The organism is Arthrobacter silvisoli (assembly GCF_003369445.1).
GTDB lineage: Bacteria > Actinomycetota > Actinomycetes > Actinomycetales > Micrococcaceae > Arthrobacter > Arthrobacter silvisoli.
In genome coordinates, this window is record NZ_QRCU01000072.1 from 1 (window position 1) to 15,674 (window position 15,674).

The window sequence follows — 15,674 nt, forward strand, 5'->3', positions numbered from 1 at the left end:
CCTGGCCGGTCAGAAGACCGGCCAGGGCCGCCGTCGTCGTGCTTTTCGTACTAGTTCGCCGAGATTTGCCGCAGCACGTACTGCAGGATGCCGCCGTTGCGGTAGTAGTCCGCTTCGCCGGGGGTGTCGATGCGCAGCACGGCGTCAAAGGACTTGGAGCTGCCGTCCTCGGCCGTGGCGGTCACCTTGAGCGTCTTGGGCGTGGTGCCGTTGTTCAGCTCGGTGACACCAGCAACGGAGAAGGTCTCGTTGCCGGTCAGGCCCAGGGTTCCAGCGGATTCGCCGGCCGGGAACTGCAGCGGCAGGACGCCCATGCCGATCAGGTTGGAGCGGTGGATGCGCTCGTAGCTTTCGGCGATGACAGCCTTGACGCCCAGCAGCGCGGTGCCCTTGGCAGCCCAGTCACGGGAGGAGCCGGAGCCGTATTCCTTGCCTGCCAGGATCACCAGCGGAGTGCCGGCTGCCTGGTAGTTCTGGGCGGCGTCGTAGACGTAGGCCTGGGGGGCGCCTTCCTGGGTGAAGTCCTTCGTGAACCCGCCCTCGACGCCGTCGAGCAGCTGGTTCTTGATGCGGATGTTCGCGAAGGTGCCGCGGATCATGACTTCGTGGTTGCCGCGGCGGGAACCGTAGGAGTTGAAGTCCTTGCGCTCCACGCCGTTGGCCAGCAGGTACTGGCCGGCCGGGGTGTCCGACTTGAAGGAACCGGCCGGGGAGATGTGGTCGGTGGTGACCGAGTCGCCCAGCTTCAGCAGAACGCGGGCGCCCTGGATGTCCTGGACGGGGTCCGGCTGCGCCTTCATGCCCTCAAAGTACGGGGGCTTGCGGACGTAGGTGGAGTCCTCGGCCCAGGCGAAGGTGTCGCCGGCCGGGGTGTCGAGTGCCTTCCAGCGCTCGTCACCGTCGAAGACGCCTTCGTAGCCCTTGGCGAACATGCCCTCGTCGATCGAGGAGTCGATGACTTCCTGGACCTCGGTGGGGTTCGGCCAGATGTCCTTGAGGAAGACCTTGTTGCCTTCGGAGTCGGTGCCCAGGGCGTCGGTCTCGAAGTCGAAGTCCATGGTACCGGCCAGGGCGTAGGCGATGACCAGCGGCGGGGAGGCCAGGTAGTTCATCTTGACGTCCGGGTTGATGCGGCCTTCGAAGTTGCGGTTGCCCGAGAGGACAGCCGTGACCGAGAGGTCGTTGGCTTGGACGGCCTCGGAGATTTCCGGCTCCAGCGGGCCGGAGTTGCCGATGCAGGTGGCGCAGCCGTAGCCCACGATGTAGAAGCCGAGCTTCTCCAGGTACGGGGTGAGGCCGGACTTCTCGTAGTAGTCGGTGACGACCTTCGAGCCCGGGGCCACGGAGGTCTTGACCCACGGCTTGGCGGCAAGGCCCTTGTTCACGGCGTTGCGGGCCAGCAGCGCTGCGGCGAGCATCACCGAGGGGTTGGAGGTGTTGGTGCAGGAGGTGATCGAGGCGATCGACACCGCACCATGGTCCAGTTCGAACTCGCGGCCGTCAGCGGTCTTCACGTGCACCGGCGAGGACGGGCGGCCGTGGGAACCGTTGGCAGCGGACTCCACACGGGCGGTTTCCGTGGTGTGGGCGTCAGCGTGCGTGAACGACGGTGCGTCCGAAGCCGGGAAGGACTCGGCCAGCGACTCGTCCACGCTGCCGTCGGCGATGTTGACGTAGTTGTGGATGTCCTTGCGGAACTGCTCCTTGGCGTCCGAAAGCTCGATGCGGTCCTGGGGACGCTTCGGGCCGGAGATGGACGGGACCACGGTGGAGAGGTCCAGCTCGAGGTATTCGGAGAAGCGCAGTTCGCGGGAAGGATCGTGCCAGAGGCCCTGCTCCTTGGTGTATGCCTCCACCAGGGCGACGTTTTCCTCGGAGCGGCCGGTGAGGCGCAGGTAGTCCAGGGTGACGTCGTCGATCGGGAACATGGCGGCGGTGGAACCGAATTCCGGGCTCATGTTGCCGATGGTGGCGCGGTTTGCCAGCGGCACGGCGGCAACGCCTTCGCCGTAGAACTCGACGAACTTGCCCACCACTCCGTGCTTGCGCAGCATTTCGGTGATGGTCAGGACGACGTCGGTGGCGGTGGCACCGGCCGGGATGCTGCCGTTGAGCTTGAAGCCCACGACGCGCGGGATGAGCATGGAGACCGGCTGGCCGAGCATTGCGGCTTCGGCTTCGATGCCGCCGACGCCCCAACCCAGCACGCCCAGGCCGTTGACCATGGTGGTGTGCGAGTCGGTACCGACGCAGGTGTCGGGGTAGGCGCGCAGGACGCCGTCCACTTCGCGGGTCATGATGGTGCGGGCCAGGTATTCGATGTTGACCTGGTGCACGATGCCGGTTCCCGGCGGTACGACTTTGAAGTCGTCGAATGCGGTCTGGCCCCAGCGCAGGAACTGGTAGCGCTCACCGTTGCGCTGGTATTCGATTTCCATGTTGCGCTCGAGGGCGCCGGCGTTGCCGAAGACGTCGATCTGGACGGAGTGGTCGATGACCATTTCGGCCGGTGCCAGCGGGTTCACGCGCTTGGGGTCGCCGCCGAGGTCCTTGACGGCTTCACGCATGGTGGCCAGGTCCACGACACAGGGGACGCCGGTGAAGTCCTGCATGATGACACGGGCGGGGGTGAACTGGATCTCGGTGTCGGGCTCCGCGTTGGGGTCCCAGCCGGCCAGGGCGCGGACGTGGTCGGCCGTAATATTGGCGCCATCCTCGGTCCGCAGGAGGTTTTCAAGCAATACCTTGAGGCTGAACGGAAGGCTGTCTGCGCCTTCAACGGAGTTCAACCGGAAAATTTCATAATCGGTGCCGGCTACATTCAGTACGCCTTTGGAACCGAAGCTGTCCACAGTGCTCATGGCAGGACTCCTCTCGCAACAGCTTTCATCTTTGTCGCGCGGGTCAGCGCTATCTAGTTAGGTAAACCTAATTCAAGCGCCGGGCATCGAGGCCTGCCATGGCCAAGGACGCGACATGGGACGACTATGGCCCCATCGTAGTGTCGGCTAGGCGTCGGGCACCAGCAATGCCACCGTTTCCAGGTGGTGGGTGTGCGGGTACAGGTCGAAGGCCCGCAGGCCCCCGAGTTTCCAGCCGCCCGCGTGGAAGTAGCCCAGGTCCCGGGCAAACGAGGCCGGATCGCACGACACGTACGCGATGGCCCGGGGGCCCGAATCCATGAGCTGCCGGACCACGGCCTTGCCCGCGCCGGCCCGCGGCGGGTCGATGACGAGCGCGTCGAAACGACGCGGACGGTTCCGCAGCACGCGTTCCACCCGCCCCTGCACGATCTCGACATGGCCTTCGCCGTGCAGGTTCTTGCGGGCGTCCCTGCTGGTGCCCGGGGAGCCTTCCACGGACAGCACCGATCCGGTGATTCCGACGGCGTCCGCCAGCGGGGCGGTGAACAGCCCCGCCCCGGCGTAGAGGTCGGCGACGGCCGAGCCGGGAAGGAGGTAGCCGCCGTCGTGCAGGAAACCGCGGACGGCGTCCACCAAGGTATCCGGGGCGTCCTTGTGGATTTGCCAGAAGCCTTCGCCGGTGACCCGGTACTCGTGCCCGGCGGCGGTCTCCTGGACCCAGGTGCGTCCGCGCAACTGCAGCACGTCACCCTTGGCCGGATCAAAACGCGCCACCGAGACGTCCTGCGGCAACCGGGCGAGGATCCTGCCCAGCCGCTTGGGGTCGTCGTCGTCTCCGGGTGCGAGCAGCACCAGGGGGCGGGAGCCGTTGGCCGGGGCCGCGACCTCGATACGGGTGATGCCGCGCAGGTCGAGCTCCCACAGTTTGAGGTCGTTGATCGCCTGGACGGCGAGCGGCATCTCGCGGACGGGGACCACGACGTCGGAGCGGTGGGCGTGCATGCCGAGCCGGCCGTCGGGGGTCACGGCAAAGCCGGCACGGGTGCGCCAGGCCAGCCCGCCGCCGTCGTGCTCTTCGCTGTTGCCGGCCGGGACCTGGCCGGCGGCCTCCACCTCGACCTGAAGGTCCAGGCCGGCGAGGCGCTTCAGCTGCTCGGTCAGGACCGCGGACTTCAGCTGCCGCTGGCGTTCCAGGCTGATATGCCCGAACTCGGCGCCGCCCACCGGCGGACCACCCTTGCGCCAGGCAGCGGCGGAATCAGCCTGCTGCCAGAAATGCCGCCGCCGGTCGTCAGAGGCTTCCAGGACCTCGACGACGTCGGCACGCCAGAAACGCGAACCGTCCTCGGCCTCGGTGAGCCGCACCCGGACCTTCTCACCCGGGATGCCGTGCCGGACGAAGACCACCCGCCCTTCGTGGCGGGCGACAAAATGCCCGCCGTGGGCGACCGGCCCGACGTCGAGCACCAGTTCGCGCGGGGCCGCGTCGCTTGGGCGGCCTGGACGGGAAAGCTGGTGTTGCGTCATAGGGTGTCCTGCAGTGCCTTTGCTTCTTCGGAGGATTTGAGCTGCCACGGGACGCTGGCCACCATGACGCCGGGTTCAAAGTGGAGCCGCGCCTTGATGCGCAGGGCCGTCTGGTTGTGCACCAACTGTTCCCACCATTTGCCCACCACGTATTCGGGGATGTAGACCACGATCAGGTCCCGCGGGGAATCCCGGCGCATGTTCTTGACGTAGGACAGGATGGGCGTCACGGTTTCGCGGTACGGGCTCGCGAGCACCGTCAACGGCACCGGGATGTCCAGCTTGTCCCAGTCGGCCACGGTGTGCGCGGTCTCGTCCGGGTCGATGTCCACGATGATGGCGTCGAGCCGTGACGGCCGGGAGGCCCGGGCGTAGGCCAGCGCGCGGAGCACGGGTTTGCGGACATGCGAGACCAGCAGGATCGCGTGCACCCGGGTGGGCAGGGCGCGCGGCGAGGAGTCCTCGTCCACAGCCAGTTCCTTGGCCACGTTGTCGTAGTGGGCGCGGATGCTCCACATAATCAGGAACAGCACGAACATCGCCAGCAGGGCCAACCAGGCGCCCTGTTCGAACTTGGTGATGAGCACGATCGTCAACACCAGGGCGGTCATGCCGAAGCCCACCATGTTGATGGTGCGTGACTTGAGCACGCGGCGCCGCACGGCCTTGTCGCGCGCGAGCTTCAGTTCCCGGCCCCAGTGCCGGATCATGCCCAGCTGGCTCATCGTGAATGAGATGAACACCCCCACGATGTAGAGCTGGATCAGGCGCGTGACGTCGGCATTGAAGGACAGGATGAGCACGAGCGCCCCGGCGGCCAGGGCGAGCACGCCGTTGCTGTACGCGAGGCGGTCACCCCTGGTGCGGAGCTGGCGCGGCAGGTAGCCGTCCTGGGCCAGGATGGAGCCGAGCACGGGGAAGCCGTTGAACGCCGTGTTGGAGGCGAACACGAGGATGATGCCGGTGGCGGCCACCACGATATAGAAGGGAATGGAGCCCGGACCGAAGATGGTCTGGGCGATCTGGCTGATCGCAGGGTTCTGGATGTAGTCGTCCGGGAGGGGCAGCCCGTTCAGCAGGAACTCCGTGGCCGGGTCCAGGACGATGTGCACCTTGGTGGCGTTGGCCAGGTAGATGATGCCGGCGAGCATGGCGGAGGCGATGACGCCGAGCATCAGCAAGGTAGTGGCGGCGTTCTTGCTCTTGGGCTTCCGGAAGTTGGGCACGCCGTTGCTGATGGCTTCGACACCGGTGAGGGCCGCGGCGCCCGAGGAGAAGGCCCGCAGCAGCAGGAAGGCGCCGGCCAGGCCGACGAGGCCTTCGTCGAAACCGGGCTCCGGGACGATGGTGAACGCCGCGGACGGCGCCTGCCCGAGCTGCCCGGTCACCGCCTGGAAGATGCCGACGGCGGTCATGCCCAGGATCGAGAACATGAAGATGTAGGTGGGGACCGCGAAGACCGTTCCTGCTTCCTTGATGCCACGCAGGTTGACCAGCGCCAGGATGATGACGCCGACCGTGGCGATCAGCGCCTGCTGGCCGTGCATGGACGGCACTGCCGTCGTCAGGTAGGTCGCCGCCGAGGACATCGACACCGCCACGGTGAGGACATAGTCCACCAGCAGCGCCGAGGCGACGGTCAGTCCGGCGTATTTGCCGAGGTTGACGTTGGCGATCTCGTAGTCGCCGCCGCCGGACGGATAGGCATGCACGTTCTGCCGGTAGGACGCCACGACTGTGAGCAACACCACCATGACGGCCAGGCCGACGAGCGGTGAGATGGATACCGCGCTCACCCCGGCCAGGGCCAGGGTGAGGAGGATTTCGTCCGGCGCGTAGGCCACGGAGGACAACGCATCGGAGGCGAAGATCGGCAGCGCGATGCGCTTCGGCAACAGGGTGTGGGACAAGCGGTCGTTCCGGAAGGGCCGCCCCACCAGAACCCGTTTCACCGCGTTGAAAATAGTCAGCACCCGGCCACGTTACTCGCAATCAGGGGCGATGTCATGGCACACGACATCTGCCCCGGTAGAGTCTTACGCAGCGACAGGCACAAGTTGAAGGAGAGAGCGTGGCTCACTTCGTGATCATGGGTTGCGGGAGGGTCGGCGCCACCTTGGCCCACACCCTTGAGGACTCCGGCCACTCGGTGGCCATCATCGACCAGGACGACCGGGCGTTCCGGCGCCTCCGCAGCGGTTTCACCGGCCGGAAGGTCACCGGTGTGGGCTTCGACCGGGACACCCTGAAGCAGGCTGGCTGCGATGAGGCCTACGCTTTCGCCGCTGTTTCCAGCGGTGACAACTCGAACATCCTGGCCACCCGCGTGGCCCGCGAGACGTTCCATGTGGCCCACGTCGTTGCCCGTATCTACGATCCCGGCCGGGCCGAGATCTACCAGCGCCTCGGCATTCCCACTGTGGCTGCCGTGCGCTGGAGCGCGGACCAGGTGCTGCGCCGCATCCTCCCCGAACAGCACCTCGCCGGGGACTACCGGGAGCCTTCGGGGCGCCTGGTCCTGGCCGAAGTCGACCTGCACGAGCAATGGATCGGGCACCCGGTCGGCGCCATCGAAGCCGCCTCCGGCACCCGTGTGGCTTTCCTGACCCGCTTCGGCGAAGGCATCCTGCCCGGCCCGGGCACTTCGTACCAGGAAGGCGACACCGTGCACGTGATGCTCGAAATCGGGCGCAGCGACGAAGTGCAGCGCATCCTGGCCAGCGTTCCCGCGAAGGAGTCCGAGTGAAAGTCGTCATTGTCGGCGCAGGCAGCGTGGGATCGTCCATCGCCCGCGAACTGCTGGCCCACAACCACGAAATCCTGCTGATCGACCTCAAGCCCGAGGTCATCGGGCGCAGCGGCCTGCGCGGGGCGCGCTGGCTCGTGGGCGACGCCTGCGAACTGAGCACCCTGCAGGAGGCGAAACTGGAGGAGGCCGACGTCGTGGTTTCCGCCAGCGGTGACGACAAGGTCAACCTGGTGGTTTCCCTGCTGGCGAAGACCGAGTTCGGCGTCGGACGCACCGTGGGCCGGGTCAACAACCCCAAGAACGACTGGATGTTCAACGATTCATGGGGAGTGGACGTTGCAGTGAACACCCCGCAGCTCATGACCGCGCTCGTGGAAGAGGCCGTGGAAATCGGCGACCTGGTGCGGTTGCTGACCCTGCAGACCGGCGTGTCCTCGCTGGTCGAATTCACCGTGCCGCACGATTCGCACATCATTGGCAGCACGGTGGGCGGCACCGACTGGCCGGAGGATTCCACGCTGGTGGCGATCCTGCGCGACCACGCCCCCATCACCCCGAGCCGGGATGATGTGATCGACGGCGGCGACGAGCTCTTCTTCGTCACCACCATCGCCGCGGAAGACGGGCTGCGGGCTCTCCTGTCGCCGTCCGCCGAAGGCGACGAAACGCCCGAAGAAGAGCTTCCGGACCAGGCGGACGACGACGGCTTCGACGGCTAAGAAAAAGCCAGTTACCGGGCCGGCCGGCTTCCCGCGGGCCGGCTCAGCAGCCAGGCCACCCACAGGCCAAGGATGTACAGCGGCGCGCCCATGATGAGGCGCATCGTGGCCAGCGCCGCCAAGCCCGGTTCACCCTGCAGGTAGAGCGGCACCTGGACTACCAGCCGGAGCACCAGCACGCCGATCACCACCCAGGTTCCGATGCTGTAGGCGCGCAGCCGTTCAGGGTCCTTGCGCCATTCCAGGCCCTCGCTCCGCACCAGGCCGAACAGCAGCCCGGCGATAGGCCACTTCAGCACGATCGACAGCAGCATGCCGGCGATGTAGGCGACGTTGGTGTAGAAGCCCAGGACGTAGAAGTCCTCCGCCTTCCCGCTGGTGTTGGCCAGCCAGGCGGAAATCGCGACACCGGCAATTCCGGCCAGCGCCTGCGTCAGGGGGCGCTTCTGCACCAGCCGGACCACCGTGAAGATCGCGGCGGAGGCAAGGGCAGCGACCAGCGAGACCGTGAGATCGCGGGTGATGGTGAAAGCCACCAGGAAGACCAGGCCGGGGAAGATGCTTTCGGCGATGCCCTGGATGCCGCCGGCGGACTTGAGCAGATCGATGTGGCCGTGCTTGTTCCGCTGCAGTCCGGCCTTCTCCGCGTAACCCGCGGCCAGGGCGGCAATGCCCGGCCCCGCGTCCTTCCCGTGCACGTCGTCCGTGCCGGTTGCGGGTTCCGGGTCGGTTGCGGCTTCGGGGGAACCGTTCTTGTCCGGTTCGGTACCGTTGGCGGCGGTCATCAGCGCTCCTGCCGGGTAAGGATTTCGTAGCGGGGGTTGAACATGGTGGGCAGTCCGTCGCGCTCCGTGACCATGCCTTCAAAGTGGAGCTTGGCGCCCGGCTCCAGCCCCGGCACCTTGCGGCGGCCGAGCCAGACCACCCGCAGGCGGGCGGGCGAGGCGGCAACCCCGCCGTGGGTGATGTTTTCGACCACGATCGCCGAGAACTGGGCCCTCTCGCTGGCGGGCGGGTACGTTACCGATTCGATGAATCCGGTGCAGCTGACGCGCCCCCGGGCCGGAAGGTCGCTGATCTCGTGCGGTTCGCCGGGGAGGCTGCCCCGGACCTGCCCGTCAACCAATCTCTGTGATCTCCGGGCCGCGTTCGGGCCGGGCCAGCCCGGGCGCGGGCGCACCGTTCTGGCCGGCGACGGCGGCATCCTTGGGCAGGCGGAGCTGCAGCAGTTCACGCGGCGGCATGGGGTTCTCGCCACGGACGACGACGACCCGCCGGAAGAGGTCCTCGAGCCCGGCGGCGGACTCGCGCTCGAGTGCGGCGGGCCCGCCGATGACGCCGCGGAGGAACCAACGCGGACCATCCACGCCCATGAAGCGGGCGGCACGGAAACCCTGCGGGCCCTGTGCGGTTTCGCTGGGCAGCTTCGCGACGAGTTCAGGACCGAAGGTGCCGGGAATCTCCTCGGTCTCCCCGCCCTGGCTGGCAACGGATTCGGCGATCTGTTCACGGATCTCGTCCCACAGGCCCTCGGAGCGCGGAGCGGCAAACGCCTGCAGCTGCAGGCTGGAACCTTCCAGGTCCATGGTCACGGCGACCACCCGCTGGCTTGCCTCTTCGACCTCCAGCCGGAGCTGGAGTCCCTCGACGGGCTGGATCAGCAGGGCGCCAAGATCGAGGTAGCCATCCTGGCTGTCGATTTCGGCGGCATCCCAGGGTCCCTTGGCCACACGGAAATCGCCTTTCGACCTGACACCTTCTGCGGCGTCGCCGTCGGCCGGCCCGGCGTCAACCGTGTCCTGCTCCGCAGTCTCCGGCTGGACGGCCTTGGACTTCTTACCGCGCCCAAAAAACATTGGGTTCTCTCCTTTGTTGTGGTCTATCCCCCGGTAAACCGCCCGGATGGACGCGGGATGTCCTGGTCCGGATCACCCGGGGCTGCCGGATGCGGCGGAACGGCTCCAGGCTTGCAGCTTGTCAGGCTTGTGCGGTCGAGAAGCCGCCGGTGGAACCGAAGCCGCCCTCGCCGCGCACGGTTTCGGAAAGCTCGTCCACCTGGACGAAGCCGGCGTATTCGACGCGCTGGATCACCATCTGGGCGATCCTGTCGCCGCGTTTGAGTTCGATCGGATGCACCAGATCCGTATTCAGCAGGGTCACGGCGATTTCACCGCGGTACCCGGCGTCGACGGTCCCGGGGGCGTTGACGACGGTGAGTCCGTGCTTGGTGGCAAGCCCGGACCGCGGGTGGATCAGCGCGACATAACCGTTCGGCAAGCCGATGGAGACACCGGTGGGCACCAGCTTCCGTTCCCCGGGTGCCAGGGTGACGTCTTCGCGGGCCCGCAGGTCCGCCCCGGCGTCCCCCGGGTGCGCGTACGACGGTACCTCCAGCCCGGCGTCGAGCATTTTCAGCTCGACCCGGAGGGTCGGGGCGCCGTATTCGGCGGGGGCTTCTGCTGGGCTGATGACTGCGGACTCCTGGCTCACAATGCCTCATTCTAGCCTCCGCGGCTGGCCTCCCGCGCCCGGGTCCGGCGGTATGTGGAGTCCGGCGGTGCGTGGACGGAGGGATAAGCTGGAGCCATGCCTGAAGCGACTCCGTCCTCCCCCGTGCCCGGCCGCCCCCAGAACGGAGCGGATGTCCTGTTCACGGAAAAGCTGTGGCCCTCGGTGTGGATCTGGCTGATCGTCCTCGGGCTGTCCGGCGCCGGCATCCTGGTCCTTGCTCCAATCAGCATCCTGGCGGGAATCATCGCCGCGGTGGTGCTGGCCGCAATCATGGTGGTCCTGCTGCTGCTGTCCACGCCGAGCATCGTGGTCCGCACGGACACCCTGCAGGTAGGCCGGGCGAGCATCCCGCGCAGCCTGCTGGGCCCGGCGGAGGCTTTCCGGAAGGAAGAGGCCACGGCCGAACGCGGCACCCGGCTCAACGGCCTGGCGTTCCTGTGCATCCGCGGCTGGATCGATCCGGTGGTGCGGATTCCCGTGACCGACCCGCAGGACCGCACCCCCTACTGGCTGACCTCGACCCGTCGCCCGGAGGAACTGCTGAAGGCCTTGTCGTCCTGATCCGGGTTCCCGGGCCGGGTTTGCTCGTCCGGGCCCGTCCCTCAGCTTTCGCACTCCAGGCAGTACAGCTTTCCGTCCCTTTCCCGGGCAATCTGGGAACGGTGCTTCACGAGGAAACAATTGGCGCAGGTGAACTCGTCGGCCTGGGCGGGGAGGACCTGGACCTGCAGTTCCTCGTTCGACAGATCGGCGCCGGGTAGTTCGAAAGCGTCGGCCAGATCGCTTTCGTCAAGGTCGACCGCCGCGGACGATGACTTCTCCGTCCGACGGGTCTTGAGCTCTTCGATGGAGTCCTCGCCCGCTTCGTCGTCGACCTTCCGAGGGGCATCGTAATCCGTTGCCATGGTCCCTTCTTTGCTGCCTAGCGCGTCCGGCCGGGGGCCGCTCCCCTGGCCTAGATATGTAACGCAGCGGCGTGTGCTTTTGTGCCCGCCGTCCCGCCGGGGTGCGGAAATCACGGAAATTCGCGGCGCGCCCTTTGCCCTAGTAGGAATTGCCCCATGCTGGTGGCAGAGTTTCGACTGTCGGAAAAGGCCATGGTGGAGGATTTGATGCGGGAACTACGGCTTGTTGGCGTCCATGACGACGGCGGACATCTCCTGCTGAGCGGAAGCGGCGGCGAAACGTTCCGGCTGCCCATCGACGAGGCCCTGCGCGCAGCTGCCAGCCGCACCCCCGCCCAGGTGGCTGCCCGCGCCTCCATCGCCCCCATTGCCATGTCTCCGCGCGACATCCAGGCCCGCATCCGCTCCGGAGCGAGCGCCGCCGAGATAGCCGAACTCTCCGGGCTTCCCCTGGCCAATGTCCAGCGGTACGAAGGACCGGTGCTGGCCGAGCGCGAATACATCGCCCAGCAGGCCCGCAAAGTGGAAGTCGCTTCCCCTTCCCCCGGCCACGATCCCTACCGGGCCGCGTTCGGCGACGCTCCGGCGAGCCTGGACGACATGGTGTCGCACCGCCTCTCCGCCCACGGCATCGACCCCTCGACCGTTGAATGGGACTCCTGGCGCCGCACCGACGGGACGTGGACGGTGGTGGCCCGTTTCGAGCCCAACCCCGGTGCGCCCGCCAGCATCGGCGAGGAACCCCCGGCGATGTGGACCTTCACGCCGGGCCGCAAGACCCTGCAGAACGCCAACCGCTGGGCGCAGCAGCTCAGCGAACTTGAGCCGCTGGACGGCCCGCTTCCCACCCGCCGCCTCTCCGCCGTCGCGGACCGGCCCTTCGACTTCGAGGCGGACGCGGACGAAAGCGCCGGCTCGTCCGGCCCGGATGCCGACGGCCTGCTGGACATGCTGCGCTTGCGCCGCGGCCAGCGCCTGGGCATTGATGAGGACGGCGACGACGCCCTGGCCCTGCTGTTGAGCGGCGGCGTTCCGGCCGCGCACCCGCGGGCCGAAGAACCGGACACCGCCGACACCGACGACGCGTCGTCCGACGAGGCGGACACTGGCCGCCCCGTGGCCCGGCTGAGCCTTGCATCCCTCAATCCGGCATCCCTCAATCCGGCATCCCCGAAACCGGCCGACGCGGACCGGCCCGAGCAGGCGGACGATGGTCCCCTCCACCTGCACGACGGCGTCAGCACCGATACCCGCGAGATCACCGTCGTTCCGGCCCAGTTGCGGGCACTCGGGAACACCCGGGGGACGGCCAAGGACGACGATGCGGCAGACGCCTCCGACGTCGCCGAAGCAGCCGCCGAGGGAACCGACGAGCTTGCCGGGGAGGAGCGGAGCGAGAGCAGGCACCGTGCCGGGCTCGATGAGCTGCTGGGCGGCGCGTCCCGGCGGCAGAGCGAGGAACCCCGGCGCCGCCGGGCCCCGCTGAGCCCGTGGAACCGCCAGGCCTCCCCGGACGCCGCCAGCAACAAAGCTGACAACGCGGCGGCCAAGGACGAAGAAAAAGACGCCCAGCCAGCAGAGCGGCAGCACAGCCGGCCGAAGCGTTCAAGCGTGCCGAGCTGGGACGACATCGTCTTCGGCACCCGCGGCGACTAGGGCCCTACCCTTGGCTTCCCTGCCCGCTGGATCCCTGCCAGAGGCACGCGTCCAGCTCGAACGGCAGTGATTCCTCGCGTCCTGCCATGAGGTCGGCCGCATGCGCGGTGACCCTGCGCATGTAGTGGCGGCGGCACAGGGTTTCATAGCCGACCACCGGGTTTCCGCTCCCGTGTTGTCCGGCGCTTGCGTCCGGGTTCCCGCCGTCGGGGGCGACGTCGCCCACCACCACCTGCTCGCCAGTGACCACCATGATGCCGTCCACCGTCCGGGCGTTGTGGGTCGCACGCCGGCCGCACCAGCACAGGGCCTGGACCTGCAGGACCTCGATCCTGTCCGCCAATTCCACCAGGCGCTGCGAGCCCGGGAAGAGCCGGGCCCGGAAGTCCGTCGTGATGCCGAAGGCGAAGACGTCCACCTCCATTTCGTCCACCAGGCGGGCCAGCTGCTCCACCTGACCCGGTGAGTAGAACTGTGCCTCGTCGCAGATCAGGTAGTCGACACGCAGTCCACCGGTCCGGCGTCGTGCGGTCTCCTCCCAGAAGTCGGTTCCATCGGTGACTTCGACGGCGTCGCTGCGCAAGCCGAGGCGGCTCGAGATGACCGACTCCCCCGCGCGGTCGTTACGGCTGAAGCGGATCCCGCCGCGGCCGCGGGCCCGGTGGTTGTAGTCCATCTGCAGGGCGAGGGTGGACTTGCCACAGTCCATGGTTCCGGAGAAGAAGACCAGTTCAGCCACGCCGGCGCTTCGATCCGGCTGCCGGGAAGCAGAGCAGCGGCACTTCGCGTTCGGGTTTGGTCAGGGAACCATGCTGCCCCACCACTTCCAGTGCCTGCGGGCGGACCCTGCGGGTGTCGTAGAGGGCCAGGGTGTCGCGGGCGGCGATCATCACATCGCCGATCCGCGGCGCCACGTCGGGGCGGAGGCTGCCGAACAGCCCGGCGGCGAGTCCCTGCTCGCGCGTGAATGCCCAGATCCGTTCGCCGAAGCGGCGGCGCCAGGCATCCAGGAGCGCATCACGGGCCCCTTCTCCGGCATCGGGTTCGAGGTACAGGTGCACCATGCGCGGCTCGCCCGCCGTGTGCCGCACGCCTGCCACCAGCGCGGGCTCGGCCGAATAGTCGAGGCGCTGGGATTCGGGTACGTCCACCATGCCGTGGTCACCGGTGAGGAGGATGGTGGTTCCGGCCGGCAGGGAAGCGGAGAGCCGTTTGACCGTGGAGTCGAGCTCCTCAAGCTGGTGCTCCCAGCGTTCGGAGGCACAGCCGTAGCGGTGGCCCGCCTTGTCCAGTTCGTTGACATAGAAGTACATCAGTGAACGGGTTCCGGTGGCCATCGCCTCGGCGGCGAGCGCAGTGCGGGCGTGCAGGGAGTTGCCGCCCAGGAAGCGGCTGCCGCGCAGGGCCGCCCTGGTCATGGGCGACTGCCCGAACTGCGGGAGGCTGACGGTGACGACGTCCAGCTCGCCGGCGGCCCGTTCGAACACCGACGGGAACGGCTGCCATTGCAGCGGATCCACCTTGGCGTCCCAGTTGCCCAGCAGGTTCACCACCTTGTCCTGCGCGGGGTCCAGGACGTCGTAGCCGACCATCCCGTGTTCACCCGGAGTCCGCCCGGTGCCGAGGCTGGCCAGGGAGGAGGCCGTGGTGGACGGGAACGCGGCGTCGAGCCACACCGGGACGCGGCCCTGGCCTGCCGCTGCTGCGGAGCGCAGGAACGGGGTGTGTGCTGCCTTCTTCTTCAACAGGTTGCGGCCCAGGCCGTCGGCGAGGACCACGCAGACGCGCTGCGCCGGCGGCAGGTGCAGGGTGTTCTCGAAGCCGGGCAGGCCGAGGCTCGCGGCGGCGCTGGTGAAGACCTCGGCGATGGACTGCCTGCCGTACAACGGCGCTGCCGGGAGGTCGTCCGGCGAAAGGGTCTGTTCGATCGAAGCGACGGGCACCGCGGAATGTCCGGACCCGGCCGGCTGCACTGGGAACTCCATGTTCAGCGCTGGTGTCCGCGGCTCAGGCGGTTGCCGAACACGCCCGAACGGGTCCGGGGCGCCGGGATGGGGGCGTGGGCCTGCGGGGCGGGGGTTCCGGTGTTGACGGCCCGCAGTGCCCGGGCGAACACCTTGGCGTCATGCACGGCGCGGGGGCCGTCGGCTTCGGAGCTGATCCGCAGGACGATGTCTTCCTGGCTGATCGTGCCCGTGTAGCCGTGGTCGGCCTCGCATTGCGGGTCGCCGCAGCTGGCGGGGCCGACGTCGAGCCGCTGTCCGCCGGACCAGGCGATGGACAGGGTGAGCTCGCGCACGGGATCGCTGGGCTTGTAGTTCTGGGGCTGGGCGTACATGTAGCTCAGCACCACCGAGCGGATCTGCGCTACGGGGACCGATTCGGTGGAAATCTGGGCGACGATCTGTTCGCCGGCGTCGTCAAGCTGCTGGTCGTCCACATGGGTGATGACCAGCATGTCCTCGGTGAGGACCAGCACCGTGATGTGCCGCCGGACCTCAGCCCGGTCGAAGTGGGTCTCCAAGTGGACAAGATGGGCCAGGCAGTCGCGGCCGTCCAACGCGTCATCCACGACATCGGCAACCAGCACCGGGTAGAAACCGGCCCGCTGGAGGGCCTGTTCAAGGCTTTGCCCCTGCGTGCTGTGGTTATGTGCCGCGTTATGCCCGGCCGCGGCCGGGCCGGAAGAGGACATCGGGGACTTCGAGCTCATGACCCCATTTTCACAGATCCCCTGCGGGCT

General features: G+C 67.8%; 15 protein-coding genes. 4 read left to right on the forward strand and 11 right to left on the reverse strand.

Annotation, left to right across the window (positions count from 1 at the left end; genetic code table 11):
• Positions 1–50: 50 nt before the first annotated feature.
• The 3 genes from acnA to DWV11_RS16085 all read right to left on the reverse strand — a co-directional run bounded on the left by acnA (position 51) and on the right by DWV11_RS16085 (position 6,364).
• The gene (gene acnA, locus DWV11_RS16075) at positions 51–2,861 is read right to left on the reverse strand and encodes an aconitate hydratase AcnA (protein ID WP_115789928.1); all 2,811 of its coding nucleotides are present in this window, start codon (positions 2,859–2,861) and stop codon (positions 51–53) included.
• Positions 2,862–3,008: 147 nt separating this feature from the next.
• Entirely contained in the window at positions 3,009–4,391 is a 1,383-nt protein-coding gene (locus DWV11_RS16080; RefSeq protein WP_115789929.1) for a class I SAM-dependent RNA methyltransferase, read from the reverse strand.
• Entirely contained in the window at positions 4,388–6,364 is a 1,977-nt protein-coding gene (locus tag DWV11_RS16085) for an APC family permease (protein ID WP_115789930.1), read from the reverse strand. The genes DWV11_RS16080 and DWV11_RS16085 overlap by 4 nt, the downstream gene beginning before the upstream one ends.
• Before the next feature lie 98 nt (positions 6,365–6,462).
• Between DWV11_RS16085 and DWV11_RS16090 the strand changes: the two genes are divergently transcribed.
• A complete protein-coding gene (locus DWV11_RS16090; RefSeq protein ID WP_115789931.1) occupies positions 6,463–7,137 on the forward strand; it encodes a potassium channel family protein in 675 nt (224 codons plus the stop codon).
• On the forward strand, positions 7,134–7,859 hold the full coding sequence (locus tag DWV11_RS16095; RefSeq protein WP_115789932.1) for a potassium channel family protein: 726 nt from the start codon (positions 7,134–7,136) through the stop codon (positions 7,857–7,859). Before DWV11_RS16090 ends, DWV11_RS16095 begins: the two co-directional genes overlap by 4 nt.
• A gap of 11 nt (positions 7,860–7,870) precedes the next feature.
• Here DWV11_RS16095 and DWV11_RS16100 read toward each other — a convergent pair whose 3' ends face one another.
• The 4 genes from DWV11_RS16100 to dut all read right to left on the reverse strand — a co-directional run bounded on the left by DWV11_RS16100 (position 7,871) and on the right by dut (position 10,349).
• On the reverse strand, positions 7,871–8,644 hold the full coding sequence (locus tag DWV11_RS16100; protein WP_115789933.1) for a DUF3159 domain-containing protein: 774 nt from the start codon (positions 8,642–8,644) through the stop codon (positions 7,871–7,873).
• Positions 8,644–8,985 carry a hypothetical protein gene (locus tag DWV11_RS16105; RefSeq protein WP_245953730.1) on the reverse strand — a complete coding sequence of 114 codons (342 nt, stop codon included), beginning with the start codon at positions 8,983–8,985 and terminating at the stop codon, positions 8,644–8,646. The genes DWV11_RS16100 and DWV11_RS16105 overlap by 1 nt, the downstream gene beginning before the upstream one ends.
• A complete protein-coding gene (locus DWV11_RS16110; RefSeq protein ID WP_115789934.1) occupies positions 8,978–9,715 on the reverse strand; it encodes a DUF3710 domain-containing protein in 738 nt (245 codons plus the stop codon). Before DWV11_RS16110 ends, DWV11_RS16105 begins: the two co-directional genes overlap by 8 nt.
• Before the next feature lie 121 nt (positions 9,716–9,836).
• Positions 9,837–10,349, reverse strand: a complete 513-nt coding sequence (gene dut / locus DWV11_RS16115; RefSeq protein WP_115789935.1) for a dUTP diphosphatase — start codon at positions 10,347–10,349, stop codon at positions 9,837–9,839.
• 96 nt (positions 10,350–10,445) lie between these two features.
• Between dut and DWV11_RS16120 the strand changes: the two genes are divergently transcribed.
• Entirely contained in the window at positions 10,446–10,931 is a 486-nt protein-coding gene (locus DWV11_RS16120) for a DUF3093 domain-containing protein (RefSeq protein WP_115789936.1), read from the forward strand.
• A 41-nt stretch (positions 10,932–10,972) separates the two neighbouring features.
• Here DWV11_RS16120 and DWV11_RS16125 read toward each other — a convergent pair whose 3' ends face one another.
• Positions 10,973–11,275 (reverse strand): DUF4193 domain-containing protein, encoded by a 303-nt coding sequence (locus DWV11_RS16125; protein WP_115789937.1) that lies wholly within the window; start codon positions 11,273–11,275, stop codon positions 10,973–10,975.
• A 156-nt stretch (positions 11,276–11,431) separates the two neighbouring features.
• Here DWV11_RS16125 and sepH point away from each other — a divergent pair, with 156 nt between their 5' ends.
• Positions 11,432–12,931 carry a septation protein SepH gene (sepH, locus tag DWV11_RS16130; protein ID WP_342767753.1) on the forward strand — a complete coding sequence of 500 codons (1,500 nt, stop codon included), beginning with the start codon at positions 11,432–11,434 and terminating at the stop codon, positions 12,929–12,931.
• A gap of 4 nt (positions 12,932–12,935) precedes the next feature.
• Here sepH and DWV11_RS16135 read toward each other — a convergent pair whose 3' ends face one another.
• Genes DWV11_RS16135 through DWV11_RS16145 form a run of 3 tightly spaced genes read right to left on the reverse strand, consistent with a single transcriptional unit; the run spans position 12,936 to position 15,644 of the window.
• A complete protein-coding gene (locus tag DWV11_RS16135) occupies positions 12,936–13,670 on the reverse strand; it encodes a thymidine kinase (RefSeq protein WP_115789938.1) in 735 nt (244 codons plus the stop codon).
• Complete coding sequence (locus DWV11_RS16140; RefSeq protein WP_115789939.1) at positions 13,663–14,916, reverse strand: alkaline phosphatase family protein; 1,254 nt, start codon at positions 14,914–14,916, stop codon at positions 13,663–13,665. Before DWV11_RS16140 ends, DWV11_RS16135 begins: the two co-directional genes overlap by 8 nt.
• Positions 14,917–14,918: 2 nt before the next feature.
• Positions 14,919–15,644, reverse strand: coding sequence for a DUF5998 family protein (locus DWV11_RS16145; protein WP_115789940.1), 726 nt, complete (start codon positions 15,642–15,644; stop codon positions 14,919–14,921).
• Positions 15,645–15,674 lie beyond the last annotated feature (30 nt).